Here is a 17,185-nt window from a genome sequence, read left to right as displayed (position 1 = left end):
AAAATATACGGATATTTTCGGAATTATCTTTTGAAAGCTGTTTCATTTTTCGTATTTAACGTTAAATTTGTCAACATTGAATATTGAAAATGTGGATACATGCAATTATCAGAAGAGCAGATTATTAAGTTAGCTCCTGATGCGGCATCCGTGAAAGCCGGGAAGGGTTTGGCTTCGGCGGCGAAGTGGGTATTGCGGGGGGCTAGTGAACGGGCGTTGTGGGGACATTGTCAGGGAAGCGGGGCGAATCCTTACCAGACACAGGTGGATTTGCAGAATATAGCTTTCAAATGTTCTTGCCCAAGTCATAAATTTCCTTGTAAACATAGTTTGGGATTACTGTTTCTGTATGCCTCACAGCCAAACTTGTTTTCGACCGGAGAGGAACCCGCGTGGGTGGCGGAGTGGTTGAATAAACGGGAGAACAAGGTGGCGGAGAAAAAAGAGAAGAGCGATAAACCGGTGGATGCGGCGGCACAGGCAAAGCGTCAGGAAGCGAGGCATCGGAAAGTACTGGGAGGTGTCGAGGATTTGCAGGGTTGGCTAAAGGATTTGGTGCGGAACGGTTTGTTGAACGTGCCGGAACGTGCGCAGGCGCTGTTCGAGGGGATAGCGAAGCGCATGGTCGATTCGCAGGCTCCGGGATTGGCGGGGATGATGCGGCAGTTGCAGGAAATCAATTATTTCGGGGAGGATTGGAAATACGAATTGACCGCTCTATTAAGCAAGGCATACCTTGTGGCGGAGAGTTACAAGCATTTGGACGAATTGCCCGATGATTGGAAGGACGAGATTCGTACTCTCGTGGGATACCCGCAGGCTAAAGAGGAGGTGCTGGCAAAGGGGGAAACGGTAACGGATGATTGGTATGTCGTGGGTACCGAGTCGCTAGAGCAAGACCGCCTGACGGTAGAGTATAATTGGTTGTACGGACGACAGAGTAAAAGATATGCGCTGCTTTTACAGTTCATCATAGCGGGCTCGTTGCCGGAGGTGGCATTATTACCCGGTACGGTCGTTCGTGCCGATGTAACCTTTTACCGGGGAGTGAATCCTACCCGGGTGCTGGTACGTGAACAACGGGGAAGTGGGGAGTTATTCTGCCTTACAGACGGGAACGCGGGGTATATGAACTTGACGGAAGCGACGCAGAGATTCCGGGAAGTGCTGACGGTAAACCCTTTTACTTACGAGGTGCCGATGATCGTGAACGGGGTACGCTTCGTGATACACGAGGGACAACTTTGGTTGCAGGATAGCGACGCCCGTTTGTTCGCCTTGAGCGTGGGAGAAGCCGGACGCTTGAAAGGTCTTGCCGTGACGGGAGGTCGTGAATTCACGGGTTTCTTCATGGCGGGGGAGCGTAGGTGGAGAGTGTTATCGTTATGGATAGATGATAAATATTACACGTTGAATAATGAGTATAACGGATAATATAATAAATACAGCCCTATTGGGTACGGCAAACCGGGAGTTGACGGAGGGGGAATTGCCGGAAGATTTGAGTGATACTTTGTTGAAGGTAAAAGAGAGTGCCGCGGACGGGGAAGAAGTTTTTTACAAGACGGCTGCCGTTTTGTTTGCTTATTATCGTTCCGGTTTGGAACCCTTGAAGTTGAAGGAGTCGGTTCCGGTCACGGAAGCGGAGCCGGAAACAATGCCATACGTCGGGAAGAAAGCGGCGGCTCTTTTAGGAATGTTATTGGGGGAGAAATACTCCTACATGCTACTGTTATGGTACAAGACGGCAGCAAAGCACGGTTATCTGATTCCGGCGGAGTATTTGCCGGGGGTATTGGGAAGGGTATTCTTGCCCGGTAGCCAGACGGCAAAGCGCGAGAAACAATTCTTGCCTTCCCTGATTGGTAACCGGGGACGGTGGTTATTGCCGTTGATGAACTATCCGCCTTTGCAGGAGGAAGGAAATGAAGATTGGGAAACGGCGACTCATGCTGACCGGAAGCTGATTTTGTCCCGCGTGAGGAAGGACAATCCCGCCCAAGGTCTTGAATTATTGCGGGCGGAATGGAAGAACGAGTCGGCACAACATCGTGCGGAATTATTGGCTTGTTTGGAAATCGGTTTGTCGAAATCAGATGAAGAATTTCTGGAAAGCGTGCGTGCCGGAGATCGTAGTAGCACGGTAAAGGACTGTGCCTTAGATTTGTTGCGGCAAATACCCGATTCCAATATAGTGGAGTTGTATTCCCGGACATTGAAGCAGCATTTGCGTTACCGTCGTTTGCTCGGCTGGGCTGTAGAGCCGATTGCGTATTCCGAGGAGTTGAAAAAAGCGGGTATCAGCGAACTTAGTAGTAACAAGGGCGAGAGTGACAGTGATTACATATTAAGGCAAATGGCTGAAAATGTGCCTCTCTCGTTTTGGTGCGAACTGTTGGAATGTGACGCTGAAACTGCGGCACAGCGGTTGCGTAAGTCCCCGCCTTTCTCCAAGTATATTTGTTTGGAGAACGCTATTTTCAATTTCCATGACCGACAATGGGCTTACTATTGGTTGAAAGGAGAACGGGTATTGCAATCCCCGGAGTTGACATCATTAGTACCTCTTTTGCCTGTCGGGCAACGGGAAGAATTGAATCTGGAGGGAAAAGTACAGCAGAACTTTTACGTGACGCAATGGTTGGACGATACGGACGAGGAGTGGGGAGTGAAGTTTTCCCGAGGGGTATTGAGAATACTCTATTCCATGACATATTGCTATTACGACCGTCCGACTTGCGAGCAACTGGCTCTGCGTATACCCGCTTCATTGTTAGGCTATATCGGGGAACTGGGCGCGACGAAAGAGAATAGCAACAGCCATTGGGAATTTACCGTTCGTATGCAGCAACTACTGCAAATCAAGAAGGATATAGAAGAAAGCCTGATTAATTAAATGATTTAGTGATTGTTGATTTAAGATTCCAGCCGCACGGGGCTGACGTTTTTTGATATTAACTTTTTTATAACTTGAAATATGGGTTTATTATTAAGACGACACGCGGAACAGCAGTTCGAGGAAGAACTACACGAGTTAAAGAAGAATGAAACAAATAAGGTTCCGGAGAACTGGCAACTATCTCCGCAATCCGTTGTGACCTATCTTATGGGAGGTACGTTGAAAAACGGGTTTGAAGTGAGTCCTAAATATATTGGAAATCGGCGGTTGATAGAGATAGCCGTGGCAACACTGGTTACGGACAGGGCTTTGCTGTTGTACGGTCTGCCCGGAACGGCAAAGAGTTGGGTGAGTGAGCATTTGGCGGCAGCCGTATCGGGTGATTCGACGCTGATAGTGCAGGGTACCGCGGGGACGGGGGAAGAAGCCATTCGCTACGGTTGGAATTATGCCAAGTTACTGGCGGAAGGTCCCAGCGAAGGGGCTTTGGTGCAAACTCCCGTGATGCGGGCGATGAAAGACGGGAAACTGGCTCGTATCGAGGAATTGACCCGCGTGGGGTCGGACGTGCAGGACACGTTAATCACGATTCTCTCGGAAAAGGCTATGCCTATTCCTGAACTGGACAGAGAGATTCAAGCTATACGGGGGTTCAACGTGATCGCTACAGCCAACAACCGTGACAAAGGAGTGAATGAATTGTCGAGTGCCTTGAAGCGTCGTTTTAACACGGTAATTCTTCCTTTGCCCGACACGATTGACGAGGAGATCGATATTGTCCGTCGTCGGGTAGAAAGCTTCTCCGGCGTGATGGATATACCTGCCGAGAAACCGGCTTTGGAAGAGATTCGCCGGGTGGTAACCATTTTCCGCGAATTGCGGGGCGGGGCTACCGAGGACGGTAAAACAAAATTGAAGACACCGAGTGGTACGTTAAGTACTGCCGAGGCTATATCCGTGGTGAACAATGGTTTGGCTATGTCCGGTTATTTCGGTGACGGTCGCCTGAATGCTATCGACCTCGTGTCCGGTATTATCGGTGCTGTCGTGAAAGACCCGATTCAGGACAAGGTGATATGGCAGGAGTACTTGGAAACAGTAGTGAAGGGACGCGACGGATGGAAAGACATCTACCGTGCTTCTCGCGAAATGCTGTAATTATCTTTTAGTTTATACAATGATTGATGGAATACATTTTTTAGGTATACGGCATCATGGTCCCGGTTCTGCCAAAAACGTGAGGGCGTATCTGGAAGAATTGGAACCGGATATGATATTACTGGAGGGACCGCCCGAGGCGGAGGCTTTGCTTCCGGGGGTACTCCGCGAGCAGATGCAACCACCCGTGGCTTTGTTGGCTTACCAGCCCGACGAACCGAAGCGTGCGGTTTTCTATCCTTTTGCCGAGTTTTCCCCGGAGTGGCAGACGATGCGGTTTGCCATGAAGAGGGAAATACCTCTTCGGTTTTTCGACTTGCCTTTGATACATCATTTAGCGTTATGGAAAGAACGGGAAGAGCGGGTTGAATCTCGAGAAGCGAGCGAAGGACAGGGGGAAACGGATAACACGGGGGACTCGTCACCTTTAGCCCCCGAAGAAATGATACATGTCGATCCTTTCGCGGCTTTGGCAAAAGCGGCAGGGTACGATGACCCGGAATTGTGGTGGGAAGTGAATTTCGAGAACCGTCGGAACAATGAAGAAATCTTCCTTGCCGTCAAAGAGGCGGTGACCGCCTTGCGGGAGGCTTTCCCGAAAATAGACCGGGAAACGTCGTTGCGGGAGGCATGGATGCGGAAGATGATTCGGGCGGTACAGAAGGAGGGATACAAGCGCGTAGCTGTCATCTGTGGAGCGTGGCACGTGCCCGGGTTGGAGAATATGCCGAAGCAGAAAGAGGATAACGAGATACTGAAAGGTTTGCCCAAGGTAAAAGTCGAATGCACGTGGATCCCGTGGACATACGATCGCTTGTCTTACCGTAGCGGTTACGGTGCGGGGATTGTTTCTCCCGGTTGGTACGACCACGTGTGGGATTACCCCGATGACGACGGAACCCGCTGGATGAGTAAAGTGGCATCCTTGTTTCGTTCGAGGGGAATGGATATTTCCGTTGCCCACGTGATTGAAACGGTACGTTTGGCGCAAGTCATGGCGGCTTTACGCAGTTTATCCCGTCCGTCGTTGGAGGAGTACAACGATGCCGTTACCACGGTAATGGGTTTTGGCGATCCCATCGTCCTGCAAATCATCCGGGAGGCTTTGGTAATCAGCAATCGCATGGGAAATGTACCCGACGATGTTCCTAAAGTGCCTCTACTCGTGGACGTGGAGAAATTGTTGAAGCGTTTACGTTTACCTTTAAGCACGGAAATTAAAGAGTACAACTTGGATTTGCGCAAGCCGAACGATTTGGAACGGAGTATCGTTTTCCACCGTTTGAACTTGTTGGGAATACGTTTAGCCCGACCGATAGCGACCGACGGGAAAGGGACTTTTAAAGAGTCTTGGTCTGTTTATTACGAACCGGAACAGACATTGGCTATTATCGAGAAGGCCGTTTGGGGGAATACACTGGCGGAAGCGGTGGTGTCGTATAACGTGCACTTGTCGAAAGATATCTCTTCCATTTCCGAATTGGTAGACCTCTTGCAACGGGTTATTCCCGCCGACCTGCCCGATTTGGTGGAGGAAATGACGCGACGTCTGGACGTACTGGCGGCTTCCGTGACGGATGTCGTCGAGATGATGAAAGCCATTCCCGGCATGGTCACGGTGGTGCGTTACGGTAGCGTGCGGAATCTGGATTACGGTAAGGTGAACGATATGCTCTACGCCATGATGGCCAGAGTATTGGCGGGGGGAGTACTGGCGTGTGCCAATATAGACGAGGATGCGGCGTCCGACCTTATGGATAAGTTTGTCGCCGTGGATTATGCCGTTGCCACGGCAAACCAACAGGAATTAACGTCTATGTGGATGGAACTCGTGCAAAAGGTTCGGGAGGCACGTAGCAGTCATCCCTTGTTATCCGGTTATACCACCCGTTTGTTGCGTGATAAAAACGTGTTGGGATACGAGGAAACGGCACAGACCTTGCAATACTATACTTCCCGCGGGAATGCCGCTTCCGAAACGGCTTTCTGGTTCGAGGGATTCCTGAAATCATCGGGAACTATCCTTTTATTGGACGAGCAATTGTGGGATCTCGTGAATGGTTGGCTGGCTTCCCTTGGTGATGAAACCTTCATGGAATTGTTGCCCATATTGCGGAGGACGTTCAGCGAGTATAGCGTACCGGAACGCCGGAAACTGGGGGAGAAGGCCAAAGGAACTTCCGGCGTGAAGCGTGTAAACATGCAGGACGAAGCTTTTAATGCGGAAGACGCTAGAAAGGTAATTCCTGTGGTGTGGCAGCTAATGGGAATAAAGTAACCTGTATTTTCAATTATTAAAGTAAATATTATGGAAGAAACCCTTTTAAAAAGATGGCGGTTGATACTCGGGGGTGATGCGGCGGACGGCACGGGAATCTCGTTAAGTCCCGAAGAGTCCCGCGTGGACGATGCTTTGCACGCCTTGTACGACAGTGATCGGCGGGGAGGTCTGGGTGGTTCTGCCCCTAAAGTGAGTCGTTGGTTGGGTGATATCCGGGAATTCTTCCCGCAATCGGTAGTACAGGTGATACAGAAAGACGCTATCAAGCGGTTAAACCTCACCTCTTTACTTACCGAGAAAGAGATGCTCCAGTCCATTGTGCCGGACGTGCATCTGGTGGCGACGCTTATGTCCCTGAGTCGGGTAATCCCCGAGAAGAACAAGGCGATAGCCCGTGACGTGGTGCGTAAGGTTGTTGACGAGTTGATGAAGAAACTCTCTGCGCCGATGCAGCAAGCGGTGACGGGTGCGCTGAATCGTTCCAGCAGGCGTCGCAATCCCCGCTATAACGAAATCGACTGGAAAACCACGATAGAAAAGAACCTGCGCAACTACCAACCGGAGTACAAGACAATTATCCCGGAGGTGCGTATCGGCTACGGGCGGAAACGGCGGGCGCTGAAAGACATCGTGCTTTGCCTCGACCAGAGTGGCTCCATGGGTGCCTCGGTCGTTTATTCGGGGATATTCGGTTCCGTGCTGGCTTCCATTCCCGCGGTGCAAACCCGCATGGTTGTCTTTGACACGTCCGTGGTCGATCTGACCGATGACTTGCAAGACCCCGTGGATTTGTTGTTCGGTGTACAATTGGGCGGGGGTACGGATATCGACCGTGCTTTAGGGTACTGTCAAACGGTTATTACCCGTCCGTCCGACACGGTGCTGGTCTTGGTTACCGACCTTTACGAGGGCGGGAACGAGAAAGAGATGCGCGAGAAGATGATTTCCCTCGTGCAGAGCGGGGTACAACTCATCGTTTTGCTGGCATTGAACGACGACGGGGCGCCTTTCTACGATAAAGAAAATGCCCAATTCCTAGCCGAATTGGGAGTTCCCGCTTTTGCCTGTACGCCGGATAAATTCCCGGATTTAATGGCGACCGCTTTAGCGAAACAAGATATAAGTATATGGTTATCAAAAAACACATGATGATTAAAGGTAAGAAAAGTATAGAGCTCATCGAGCGTTGCGCGGAGATATGGGAGGCCGCAGTACGGGCAACCCACCATTTCGTGAAGGAAAGCGATATCGTCTTCTACCGTCCTTACGTGCGGCAGAATTGCGACAATCTACCCCTTTTGTTGCATCACGAGGGGGACGAGGTGGTGGCGTTCCTCGGTTTGGATTCCACGTATATAGATATGCTGTTCGTGCATCCCGATTACCGGGGAAAGGGTATCGGGCGAAAACTGGTACAGAGGGCGGTAGACGAATACCACGCCGAAACGCTTACCGTCAACGAGCAGAACGAGCAAGCCCTCGGTTTTTACCTGAAACTGGGTTTCGAGGTGCAAAGCCGTAGCGCCCTCGACGGGTTCGGCTTTCCTTATCCGCTCTTGCACATGCGCTTGAAGAATCCCCGCCAACGATTGGTAAAAGTGACGGGCGACAAGAAAGCCTATCTTTCCTTGCTCTTGCTTGCCGATCCCTCGGAGGAAATGGTCGATCGTTACCTGCCCGACGGCGAGATGTTCATTCTCGAACGGGACGGACAGGTAATCGGTGAGGCGGTAGTGGATGCCGCGGGCGAAATAAAGAACCTCGCCGTCGATCCCGACTACCAGAGGCAGTATTTCGGTAGGTACATACTGGCCGCACTGGCTGAACACTACAAAGACCGTTTCGATTATTTATGGGTAGGTACCAGCGATTACGGCACGGTGTATTACGAGCAATACGGTTTCGAGTGCGACCACGTGGTAAAGAATTTCTTCACGGACAATTACCCCGAACCAATCATCGAGGACGGCAGGCAATGTGTCGACATGGTCTACCTCAAGCGGAAAATACGGTAGAATAGCTTCCTATTCTACCAACCACTTTTCAATATTTCTCGTCTTTTTGGAGAAGTTGATTCCTATTTTAAATAACTCGCGGGAATCAGCCTCAAAGGGTAGGGCGTAGTGCTTTTCATTGATTTGCTTTAATGCCTCTTCCGCCGATCCTTCCAGTTTAAATTCCATCACGTAGATATATTTGTCTGTCTGCAAAACCAGATCGATACGTCCTTCACTGGTATGATATTCCGCTTTGACATAGAAACCTATCAATTTGAAGACAATGAAAAGTACGTTTTGGTAGTGTAATTCAACATCTTTCGCCAATTCATAAGGTGTGTCGGCAAAGAAACTTTGCAAGCGTCGGAAGAATGCGTCGTAATTACCCGTGCAAATCTCGCCGACAAACTGTCGGATGGCAAAAGGTGAATCTACCGCGTTCGTGTTAGCGTAGAAAGGAAGCAGGAATTGAATGAACCCCTCTTCTACCTCTCGGTTGGGAAATCCTAACGAGTAGAGCCCGAACACCTTGTCGTATCCTTTGATGGTTAAGTAACCGCTCTGGTATATCACCGGGATAGCACTCCCGTCGTTGTAAATACTGTTCAGCACGTCGGCACTGGTTTCCACGTTTTCTATCTTTTCCAGATTATAACGATTCTGTTTCAGTAGTTCCACCAGATACGTGGGAGTTCCCGTTTCGAACCAATAGTTGCCGAATTGCATCTTTTTGAATGTATTCAGCAGGCTGAACGGGTTATAGATACCTTCCGAGTTTGCCGTGAAATGATAACCGTCGTAACGTTCCTTCATCTCTTTGCTGGTTTCCTCGTAACTCATGCCTTGCGTGGCTGCCAACTCGTGCAGGTCTTCCTCGAAACCGGTATGCAGTTCGTTTTCCGTGATTCCGCACAAGCTCACGTATTTCCTGTCCATAGATATATCTTCGAGGTTATTCAAGTCACTGAACACGCTCACTTTGCCGAATTTCGTCACTCCTGTCAGTAAGGCAAACTTGATATACCCGTCCATGCTTTTAAGTACACCGTAAAAGGCTTTCATCGTGTTACGGTACGCATTCTGCAATTCCTCGTTGCCAATCGCTTGCAGCATAGGTTTGTCGTATTCGTCAATCAGGATAACTACATCCTGTCCCTCTTTTTCACGAGCCCTGCGAATAATACCTTTAAAACGCAGCGAGGGACTGACCTCCGTTGGTCTGCTCCCGTACAATTCTTCCCATTCGGCTAACCTGTCGTTTAATATGTTATCCAGACTATCGGGTTTGTCGTACTTTTGCGCATTCAAATCCAAGTGCAGGATAGGATATCTTTTCCATTCCTTTTCCAGTTTTTCCATGGCAAGCCCAGTGAAAAGCTCTTTTCTCCCTTGGAAATATGCTTCCAGTGTTGAAATCAACAGACTCTTACCAAAACGGCGAGGGCGGCTTAGGAAATAATAACGTCCGGACGATACCAGTTCATAAACCAATGCTGTTTTATCAATATAAAGATAATCATCATTGCGTAGACTCTCGAAATTCTGAATACCGATAGGATATAGTTTTTTCATGGCTTGTTTATTTCATTGTGTCGGACTATGACAAAGATAGTATAAATCACGGTAACAGGAAAGATATTTTCATTATTTTGTCACGTGTGAACACGTGACGTTGCAAATGGTAATTTGCAAACTTTTACTATATTTGTCATGCGCGACCTGTAACTCGCGAATGACAATTTGCAAACTAAATAACAGTATACTATGGGATTTTTAGGTAAAATATTCGGTGGTGGCGGTAATGGCGGGGAGAAGAAAGAGAGTTCGGCGGATAGGATGTTGAAGATTATTCGCGAGAGGACGACAATGGACTACGCGGAGGTTGTTCCCGCGGACGAGCAGACCATGCCGTGGAACAGTAAGATAGGGGGTATTCCTTATATGCCGGAGGGGTTCGTGTACCCGTGTGACGAAACGGATTACACGGTACAGGCGGAGGGAAGCGTTGCGCCACAGCCGCGAACGGCTCCCTCGGATGTTCTTCTGGGAGGTACCGGACAACCGCGGGTGGAGAACCCGGAGATTATCGCGGGGGACACGGCGCTAGCGGAGGTTGCCGAACCCGCCGAACGGGAGAAGAAGCCGTTGCGTTTCCTCGGGCAGTTGAACTTTGCCGAGATGCCCGCGTTGGAGGGGTTCCCGCGGGAGGGAATATTGCAGTTCTATATCAGCGGGGAGGATTCCCTCGGGTTGAACTTCGAGAACCGGACAGACCAGAAGGGCTTTCGGGTGATTTATCACGAGCGGGTGACGGAGGATACTTCCCGTTTGCTCGCCGAGGTGCCGACGACCGGTATGGAGGATGCTTTCCCGTTGTCGGGAGAGAGAAAGTTGAACTTCCGGAAAGCGTCTATGGCTATGACTTCATGGGATTTCCGTTTCGAAAAATTGTTACTGGAGGTCTACAATCAAACTCACCCGGACGCTACCGTGCCTACTTTAGACCGGGTGGACGAGTCCGTTTTCGACGAGGTGTACGCCCAACTGGAGGCGGGGGGACACCGTGTCGGCGGCTATCCTTCTTTCACGCAGCTCGACCCTAGAGAGTATGACGAGCGTATCCAAGAGCATACCGTCCTGCTTTTCCAACTGGATTCAGACAGTGACAACGGCATCGCATGGGGCGACAATGGCGTGTGCAACTTCTTTATCCGCCCGGATGATTTGGCGAAACGGGATTTTAGCGGGGTGTTGTATAATTGGGATTGCTATTGAGTTTATAAAGTCTATAAGGTCCATAAGGTCCGTAAGGTCTATAAGGTCCATAAGGTCAGTAGACCCCTGCGGGGCGTTATATCAACGGCAGCTCAAACTGCCGTTTTAACTCTGTCCGAAGGACACTCGTTACCTTATGGATTTTACTGACCTTATGGACCTTATAGACCTTACGGACCTTATAGACTTTACGGACTTTATGGACCTTATAGACCTTATGGACCTTATGGACTTTACGCCCCTTTCCCTTCCATCCATTCCATGTTTGTCGGGTATTGGAATACTTTCAGTTTGAATAGCGGGAGGATAGCGAACAGGTGGTCGAACACGTCGGCTTGCGCTCTCTCGTAGACGAGCCATTGCGTGCTTGCCGTGAAGCAGTAGATTTCCAAGGGGATACCTGTCGCCGTGGGTTGCAGTTGGCGTACCATGTGTGTCATGTTCAAGTTGATATCAGGGTTGGCGGTAAGCCACGCTTCCATGTATTCGCGGAAGGTGCCGAGGTTTGTCAGGCGGCGTTTATCCAGCGGGTTGACCACTCGGGCGTTGTATTCGTTGATTTCTCGTTGTTTATTCTCGATATAGTTTTTCAGCAGGGACGATTGTTTCAGGTTTTCCAAATCTTCGTCCGAGAGGTAATGCACGGAGTAGATGTCGATGTTTACCGAACGTTTGATGCGTCGTCCCCCGGCTTCCTGCATTCCCCGCCAGTTGGTGAACGATTCGGACACCAGTTTGTAAGTCGGTATGGTGGAGATGGTTTTATCCCAGTTCTGCACTTTCACGGTGGTGAGGTTAATCTCTATCACGTCACCGTCAGCGTTGCTGCCGGGCATCACTATCCAGTCGCCGATATTCACCATGCGGTTGGAAATCAATTGTATTCCCGCCACGAACCCGAGGATGGCATCCTTGAATACCAACATCAGCACGGCGGACAAGGCACCTAGTCCGGCGAGCAGTGTCGCGGGATTCTTGTCGAGCAGGATACTGATGATAATAATCGTGGTGGCACAGTAGAAGAATATCTTGATGACTTGGATAAATACTTTAATCGGTCTGTTTTTCGCCACGGGGTAACTCTCGTATATGCGGTTGATACCGTCCAGTACGCTCGATATAATGAGCAGGAAAGAGATGGTAATCCAGATATTGATACAAATCATCAATATATTGATTCCCGTCCAGTCGTACGCCCTGAAAACGACTAGGGTAACAATCGGGGAGATTAGCAGCCCCAAGCGGTTGAAGAATCGTTGGTCGAACATCAGGTCGTCCCAGTTGGTCGATGTCCGTTTGGTCAGTTTCATCACGATACGCGCCAGCCATTGCCGGGTAAGTATATGGACAATCCACGTGATGATACCCATGATAATAACCAGCGCGAGGAAGTAAAGCAGGTCTGAGAATCCTTCCGAATAGACGTGTAGATGCTGTAATCCGGCATCGATGTACTCTTTAATAGTCATGTTAATATGTTTTAGTTGGTTTTGCACGGGGGCAAAGATAAGGAATAAGTTTATAAGGTTTATAAAGTTCATAAAGTTTATAAAGTTCTTGGACCCCTGCGGGGCGCTTTGTTCACGGCAGCTTGAGCTGCCGATAATATCGTCCGAAGGACACCCGTTACTTTATGAACCTTATAAACCTTATGAACTTTACAAACTTTATAAACTAATACGTCACCACCGACGTCTGTTTCTTCCCGTCCATCCACACGGTGAGGGGGGCTTTGAAGCGGACGTGGCGGGAGTATTTAAATTCCTCGACCACTTCCTGTTGTGCCAGCACGTCGAAGTTGATGAAGGCGTTCGCGTCTTGGAAGGGGATGGCGAAGTAGCCCACGTTCATCGAGGTGACGTTGTGGAAGAAGTGGGAGCCGAGCGACGCGTCGAGCGGGAAGTCGGGGAGTCCCTGTTCGACGATGACTTTGGCGTTGGCGATATCCGACCACTGCACGGGGATGCCCGTCAGCGGGTCGCGCGTGCCCCAGCGACCGGGACCGATAAGCAGGTATTTCTCGCCTTCGCGGGCGATGTCGGCGTTATGGCGTTTGATTTCCTCGGCGATCTCTTCCGTCCGCAGGCGGTCGAATTTCTCCGGGTCGACGTACACCACGTCCCGTATATATTGCAACTTCCCGTTGCCCATGCCCTTGTCGGCACGCAGTAGGACGTGTTCGGCGTCGATGGCGTCGTTTTCTATGTCGATGTTATACTCGTTTTTAATCAGCGGTTTGATTTGCAAGAGGTAGAACACGGGTTTCCCGCCCTCGAAGTTGACGCAAAATTCGATTTCCACGGGCGAACCCATCGCCTGCGAGAAGATGTCGAGCAGGATTTGCAGCGCGGGTGCCAGCGGGAAATAGTCGTATTGCAGTATCTTCGAGAAGTCAACGACACGGGGACCTCTCGTGGAGAAGTCGTACGTGATTCGGTCATTCATGAAGTCGTAGACGGACGCCGTGTATTCCAGAGTCCCGTCCCGTTCCGCCTCCGGCATGTCATACGCTTTTATGGCGGCGTTTTCCCCGTCGCGGTACAGGTCGTATTCCTGCCGTTCGAGGTCGATGGCGTAGAAATAGCGTTGCGATGCCTTTATTTTGTCTTGTATGGAAGCGAGTTGCAGTTTCGGGTACGCGGGGCTGAAGCGGTGGGTTTTCTCGCCGCCCACCACGTAGGCACCCAACCCGACGGCGGTAACGGCGAACCCGTCTTCCGGCTTGATGTAGGAGAAGGGATAGAAGTTGTACGACTGTGCCACGCCGCTGATTTCCGGGTAATAGCGTCCGTTATGCTCGTTGCCGACCACTTCTTGCAGGATTACCGCCATTTTCTCTTCCTCGATCATGTAGTCGATGGCGTTGAAGTACGCCCGCGACTCGGGCGAGAAGATGGAGGCGTACACCAGTTTGATAGCGTCTTCCGCGTCCCGCGCCCGTCGCTCGAAGTCCGGGTGATTGTTGGGCAGGAGGTAGGTGGAGTACACGCCGGCAAAGGGTTGGTTAAGCGAGTCCTCGAACAACCCGGAGGAGCGTACCGCCAGCGGTTTGGTCATCACGCGGAGGTATTCCCGCAGTTTTGCCCGCAGTTTCTCCGGCAATCGTGCCGTCCGGAAGGCGTCGATGATGTGGTCGTATTGCTTGTCGGCGTAGAGGACGTCGTAAAGGTCGTTCTCCTCGATAAAGTTGTCAAATTCGTCAACGCCAATCACCGTCGTTTTGGGTATCATCACTTGCAGGTCGGGAATGAGTTTTTTAAGGTACACGTTCTCGATGAAGTTGGAGAGGAACGCCAGCCCGCGTCCCTTGCCGCCGAGCGAGCCTTTGCCGAGGCGGGTGATGTAGCGGTTGGAGTCTACCAGCAACGGGTTGAAGTTGATGATGCGTCCCCGCAATTTTTTCAGTTCCGACGCCTCGAAGACGTTGGCGATGAAGCGGCGCGTTTCCTCCGCGTTTTTGAAATAGCTGAAACTGTAACGGCGCAGTTTTTTGGCGAGGTTGATTTCCGCCCGTGCCATGAGCCACGTGGAGATGCCGTTGCGCTTGGCGTGGTATTCCAGCGACTCGTCCGGCACGGTCATCAGTTTGCGCCGGAATTCCTCGACGCTCGTCGCCCGGTCTATGGGCAGACCGTTGGCGTCGCGGAAAATAAAATCGCCGAACCCAAGTTCCCCTTTAATGAAGTTGCGGATATCCCTCGAAAGGGTCGGGGAGTTTTTGACTATGAAATTGGCTTTTGTTTCTTGGGCCCGGCGTAGGTTTTCGGGTTCGTGGCTTTGCAGCAGGCAGGGAACGTGGGTATCGAACGCGCGCACGTGGCGGATCAGTTCGATGCCCGCGTTCTCGTCCTCCACGCCGCCGCGGGGGTAACGGACGTCGGAGATAACGCCGATGATGTTGTCCCGGTACCGGTCTATGATATCGACGGCTTCCTCGAACGTGCTGACGAGTATCACTTTCGGGCGTACCCTCATCTTGAGTATCACGCCCATCTCGTCGTTCGAGGGTTCCTCGTTGATGATCGCCTGCGTTTGCGTCATGACCTCGGTGTAGAGCAGCGGCAGGTAGCGCGAGTAGTATTTGACGGAGTCCTCGACCACGAGAATCACCCGCGTGTCGGCGAGGCGGGTGTCGACGTCGAGGTTGATTTTGTCTTCAAGGTATTTCGCCATGGCGAGAAATACTTTCGTTGACCCGTTCCACACGAACACGCGTTCGATGGATTCCCGTGTTTCCGCTTCCACGTGCCGGAAGTGGGCGAGGTCGGCGTTGTTGTTCACGAGCATCAACTGGTGGATGTCGGGATACAGGCGTTTGATGGAGCGGCTCGTGGCGACGGGTGTCGTCTTGTCGATTCCCGCCATGATGATGATGAGCTCGAAATGCTTGTTCGCCAACGCGCGCAGTGCCGCTTCCTCGTTCGCCACGGAGGTGAAGCGGGGGGCGGTGTAGAGGTTCAGTTGCAGGTATTCGCCGAATATCTTATCGGAGAATTGTCCCTCGCGCTCGATGGTGTACGAGTCGTAGTAGTTGGCGATGAGCAGGATTTCCTTTACCTTGAAGGGCATGAGCTCTTGAAAGATGTCACGGTCGCTCTTTTTCCGCTTGTATATTTTGTTCAAGTTTATTTTTTCCATAAGACAAAGATAAGAAGTAATTTTAATTTTAGATTTTAAATTTTAGATTTTAGATTGAACTCCTCCGTCGGCTACGCCGCCACCTCCTCTATAAACAGAGGAGGTGTTGAGTTACTCACCGTCTTCGGGAAGTTTTTCAATCATACAATCTAAAATTTAAAATCTAAAATCTAAAATTAAAATATTCATTCGGCGAAAAGCCGTCATTGTCGGCGGTGCCGAAGAAGGGGTAGAGGTGCAGCGTGTCGTTCTCCTCGAGGGAGATAGCGAACGTTGCCCACCCGTCGGCACGGGTAGAGGCGGAAACCTCGGCGAATTGCAGGGCGTCCGGCACTGACTCGCGGAAGAACAGCACGTGCAGGACGTCATCGGGGCGTGCCGCGGGTTTATCCCGGGTGTCGTTCCACCACAACCACACGACTTCCTTTCCCCTCGTCGCGGTCATACCGGCGGGCAGGGACAACCGCCCCTCGCTAGCCTTGAAGTGCCGGAAGTCTTTCACCACCCCGTTCGCTCCCACGCATTCCGCGGTCGCCTGATGGCGGTAGTTATCGTACGTCATTCCCTTGTTGCCGCGGTCGCGCCACGCGCATTCCCACACGGGCAACACGTCGTACACGTCCCGCACCACGTGTTGGGCGTGCCGTTGTTTGCCTTGGAAATTGCCGGTGTTCTCCACCCGTCCCGGGGTCCACTTGTAGTTTTTTCCCGAACACTCGGGACGCTTCGCCTTGCACGTGCATATTTTCCCGCACCACCAGTAGAACGTGATGCCGTCTATGGTTATTTTTGATATTTTTCCGGCAAGAAATGCCGCGAATCGTGCTTCCATGATTGTTAATATTAGTTCGCCCGTGGCGAGTTTCGGATTGTAAAATGTAAAGATAAAATAATTTACGAGAAATAAAAAATTATATTACATTATTTTCAATATTAGTAATCGAGTGGTTGTAAAATTGTCAGATAACATCACTATTTATGAAGTTATCGTATCATTAAGCGTGAATTAACGATACTTTACCACCTTCCCGTAATAGAGTGATTGGATTATTCCACGGGAACGTCAGGGGAATCCTTGTGTTGTTAACGAGTGTTTAAATCGTCATAAACTGGTGGTGTACCGGTATATACCGTTAACTACCGGTACACCACCGGAACACTACCGGTACACAATACCGGAACACCCCTCGTGTTCCCTTGTTAATGCGTTGTGTTATAATTGTTTAGAGTTTGTAGTTTATTAACTTTTATTAACTACGATGAGAACGTCTACCCGTGTTTTTCCCATTTTTTGCCCTTTTTACTTCTTATTGTGAAGCTATATTTAACATTATACATGGTAATAATTACAATTCAATGTGAAATTATTATAAAAATATTTCATTTTTCTCTTGGAATATATTTTATAATGTTGTATTATTACAAAATCAACGGCAG

The 17,185-nt window shown here is 50.4% G+C and carries 11 protein-coding genes; 7 read left to right on the top strand and 4 right to left on the bottom strand.

The window, feature by feature from the left end; all coding sequences use genetic code 11:
- The first annotated feature begins 99 nt into the window (after positions 1-99).
- From Q5866_RS09090 to Q5866_RS09065, 6 genes are all read left to right on the top strand, one after another.
- Positions 100-1,434 carry an SWIM zinc finger domain-containing protein gene (locus tag Q5866_RS09090; RefSeq protein WP_303179889.1) on the top strand — a complete coding sequence of 445 codons (1,335 nt, stop codon included), beginning with the start codon at positions 100-102 and terminating at the stop codon, positions 1,432-1,434.
- The gene (locus Q5866_RS09085) at positions 1,418-2,896 is read left to right on the top strand and encodes a DUF5691 domain-containing protein (protein WP_303179888.1); all 1,479 of its coding nucleotides are present in this window, start codon (positions 1,418-1,420) and stop codon (positions 2,894-2,896) included. The genes Q5866_RS09090 and Q5866_RS09085 overlap by 17 nt, the downstream gene beginning before the upstream one ends.
- A gap of 81 nt (positions 2,897-2,977) precedes the next feature.
- Complete coding sequence (locus Q5866_RS09080; protein WP_303179887.1) at positions 2,978-4,057, top strand: AAA family ATPase; 1,080 nt, start codon at positions 2,978-2,980, stop codon at positions 4,055-4,057.
- Between the two features lie 19 nt (positions 4,058-4,076).
- Positions 4,077-6,335 carry a DUF5682 family protein gene (locus tag Q5866_RS09075; RefSeq protein ID WP_303179886.1) on the top strand — a complete coding sequence of 753 codons (2,259 nt, stop codon included), beginning with the start codon at positions 4,077-4,079 and terminating at the stop codon, positions 6,333-6,335.
- A gap of 30 nt (positions 6,336-6,365) precedes the next feature.
- Positions 6,366-7,487 (top strand): VWA domain-containing protein, encoded by a 1,122-nt coding sequence (locus tag Q5866_RS09070; protein WP_099292602.1) that lies wholly within the window; start codon positions 6,366-6,368, stop codon positions 7,485-7,487.
- Positions 7,484-8,353: a GNAT family N-acetyltransferase gene (locus Q5866_RS09065; protein WP_303179885.1), complete on the top strand. Its 870-nt coding sequence runs from the start codon at positions 7,484-7,486 to the stop codon at positions 8,351-8,353. Before Q5866_RS09070 ends, Q5866_RS09065 begins: the two co-directional genes overlap by 4 nt.
- A 9-nt stretch (positions 8,354-8,362) precedes the next feature.
- Here the strand turns inward: Q5866_RS09065 and Q5866_RS09060 are convergent, their stop codons facing one another.
- A complete protein-coding gene (locus Q5866_RS09060; protein ID WP_303179884.1) occupies positions 8,363-9,907 on the bottom strand; it encodes an ATP-binding protein in 1,545 nt (514 codons plus the stop codon).
- Positions 9,908-10,099: 192 nt separating this feature from the next.
- Here Q5866_RS09060 and Q5866_RS09055 point away from each other — a divergent pair, with 192 nt between their 5' ends.
- Complete coding sequence (locus Q5866_RS09055; RefSeq protein ID WP_303179883.1) at positions 10,100-11,110, top strand: YwqG family protein; 1,011 nt, start codon at positions 10,100-10,102, stop codon at positions 11,108-11,110.
- A gap of 233 nt (positions 11,111-11,343) precedes the next feature.
- Here the strand turns inward: Q5866_RS09055 and Q5866_RS09050 are convergent, their stop codons facing one another.
- The 3 genes from Q5866_RS09050 to Q5866_RS09040 form a co-directional block, all read right to left on the bottom strand.
- A complete protein-coding gene (locus tag Q5866_RS09050) occupies positions 11,344-12,579 on the bottom strand; it encodes a mechanosensitive ion channel family protein (protein WP_303179882.1) in 1,236 nt (411 codons plus the stop codon).
- 205 nt (positions 12,580-12,784) lie between these two features.
- Positions 12,785-15,733, bottom strand: coding sequence for a PEP/pyruvate-binding domain-containing protein (locus Q5866_RS09045; RefSeq protein ID WP_303179881.1), 2,949 nt, complete (start codon positions 15,731-15,733; stop codon positions 12,785-12,787).
- A 178-nt stretch (positions 15,734-15,911) separates the two neighbouring features.
- Positions 15,912-16,580, bottom strand: coding sequence for a hypothetical protein (locus tag Q5866_RS09040; protein WP_303179880.1), 669 nt, complete (start codon positions 16,578-16,580; stop codon positions 15,912-15,914).
- Between the last annotated feature and the right edge of the window lie 605 nt (positions 16,581-17,185).

The organism is uncultured Butyricimonas sp. (assembly GCF_959596855.1).
GTDB classification, from domain to species: domain Bacteria; phylum Bacteroidota; class Bacteroidia; order Bacteroidales; family Marinifilaceae; genus Butyricimonas; species Butyricimonas muris.
Note: the sequence above shows the minus strand (reverse complement) of the source record. Positions and strands in the feature narration are given on the sequence as shown.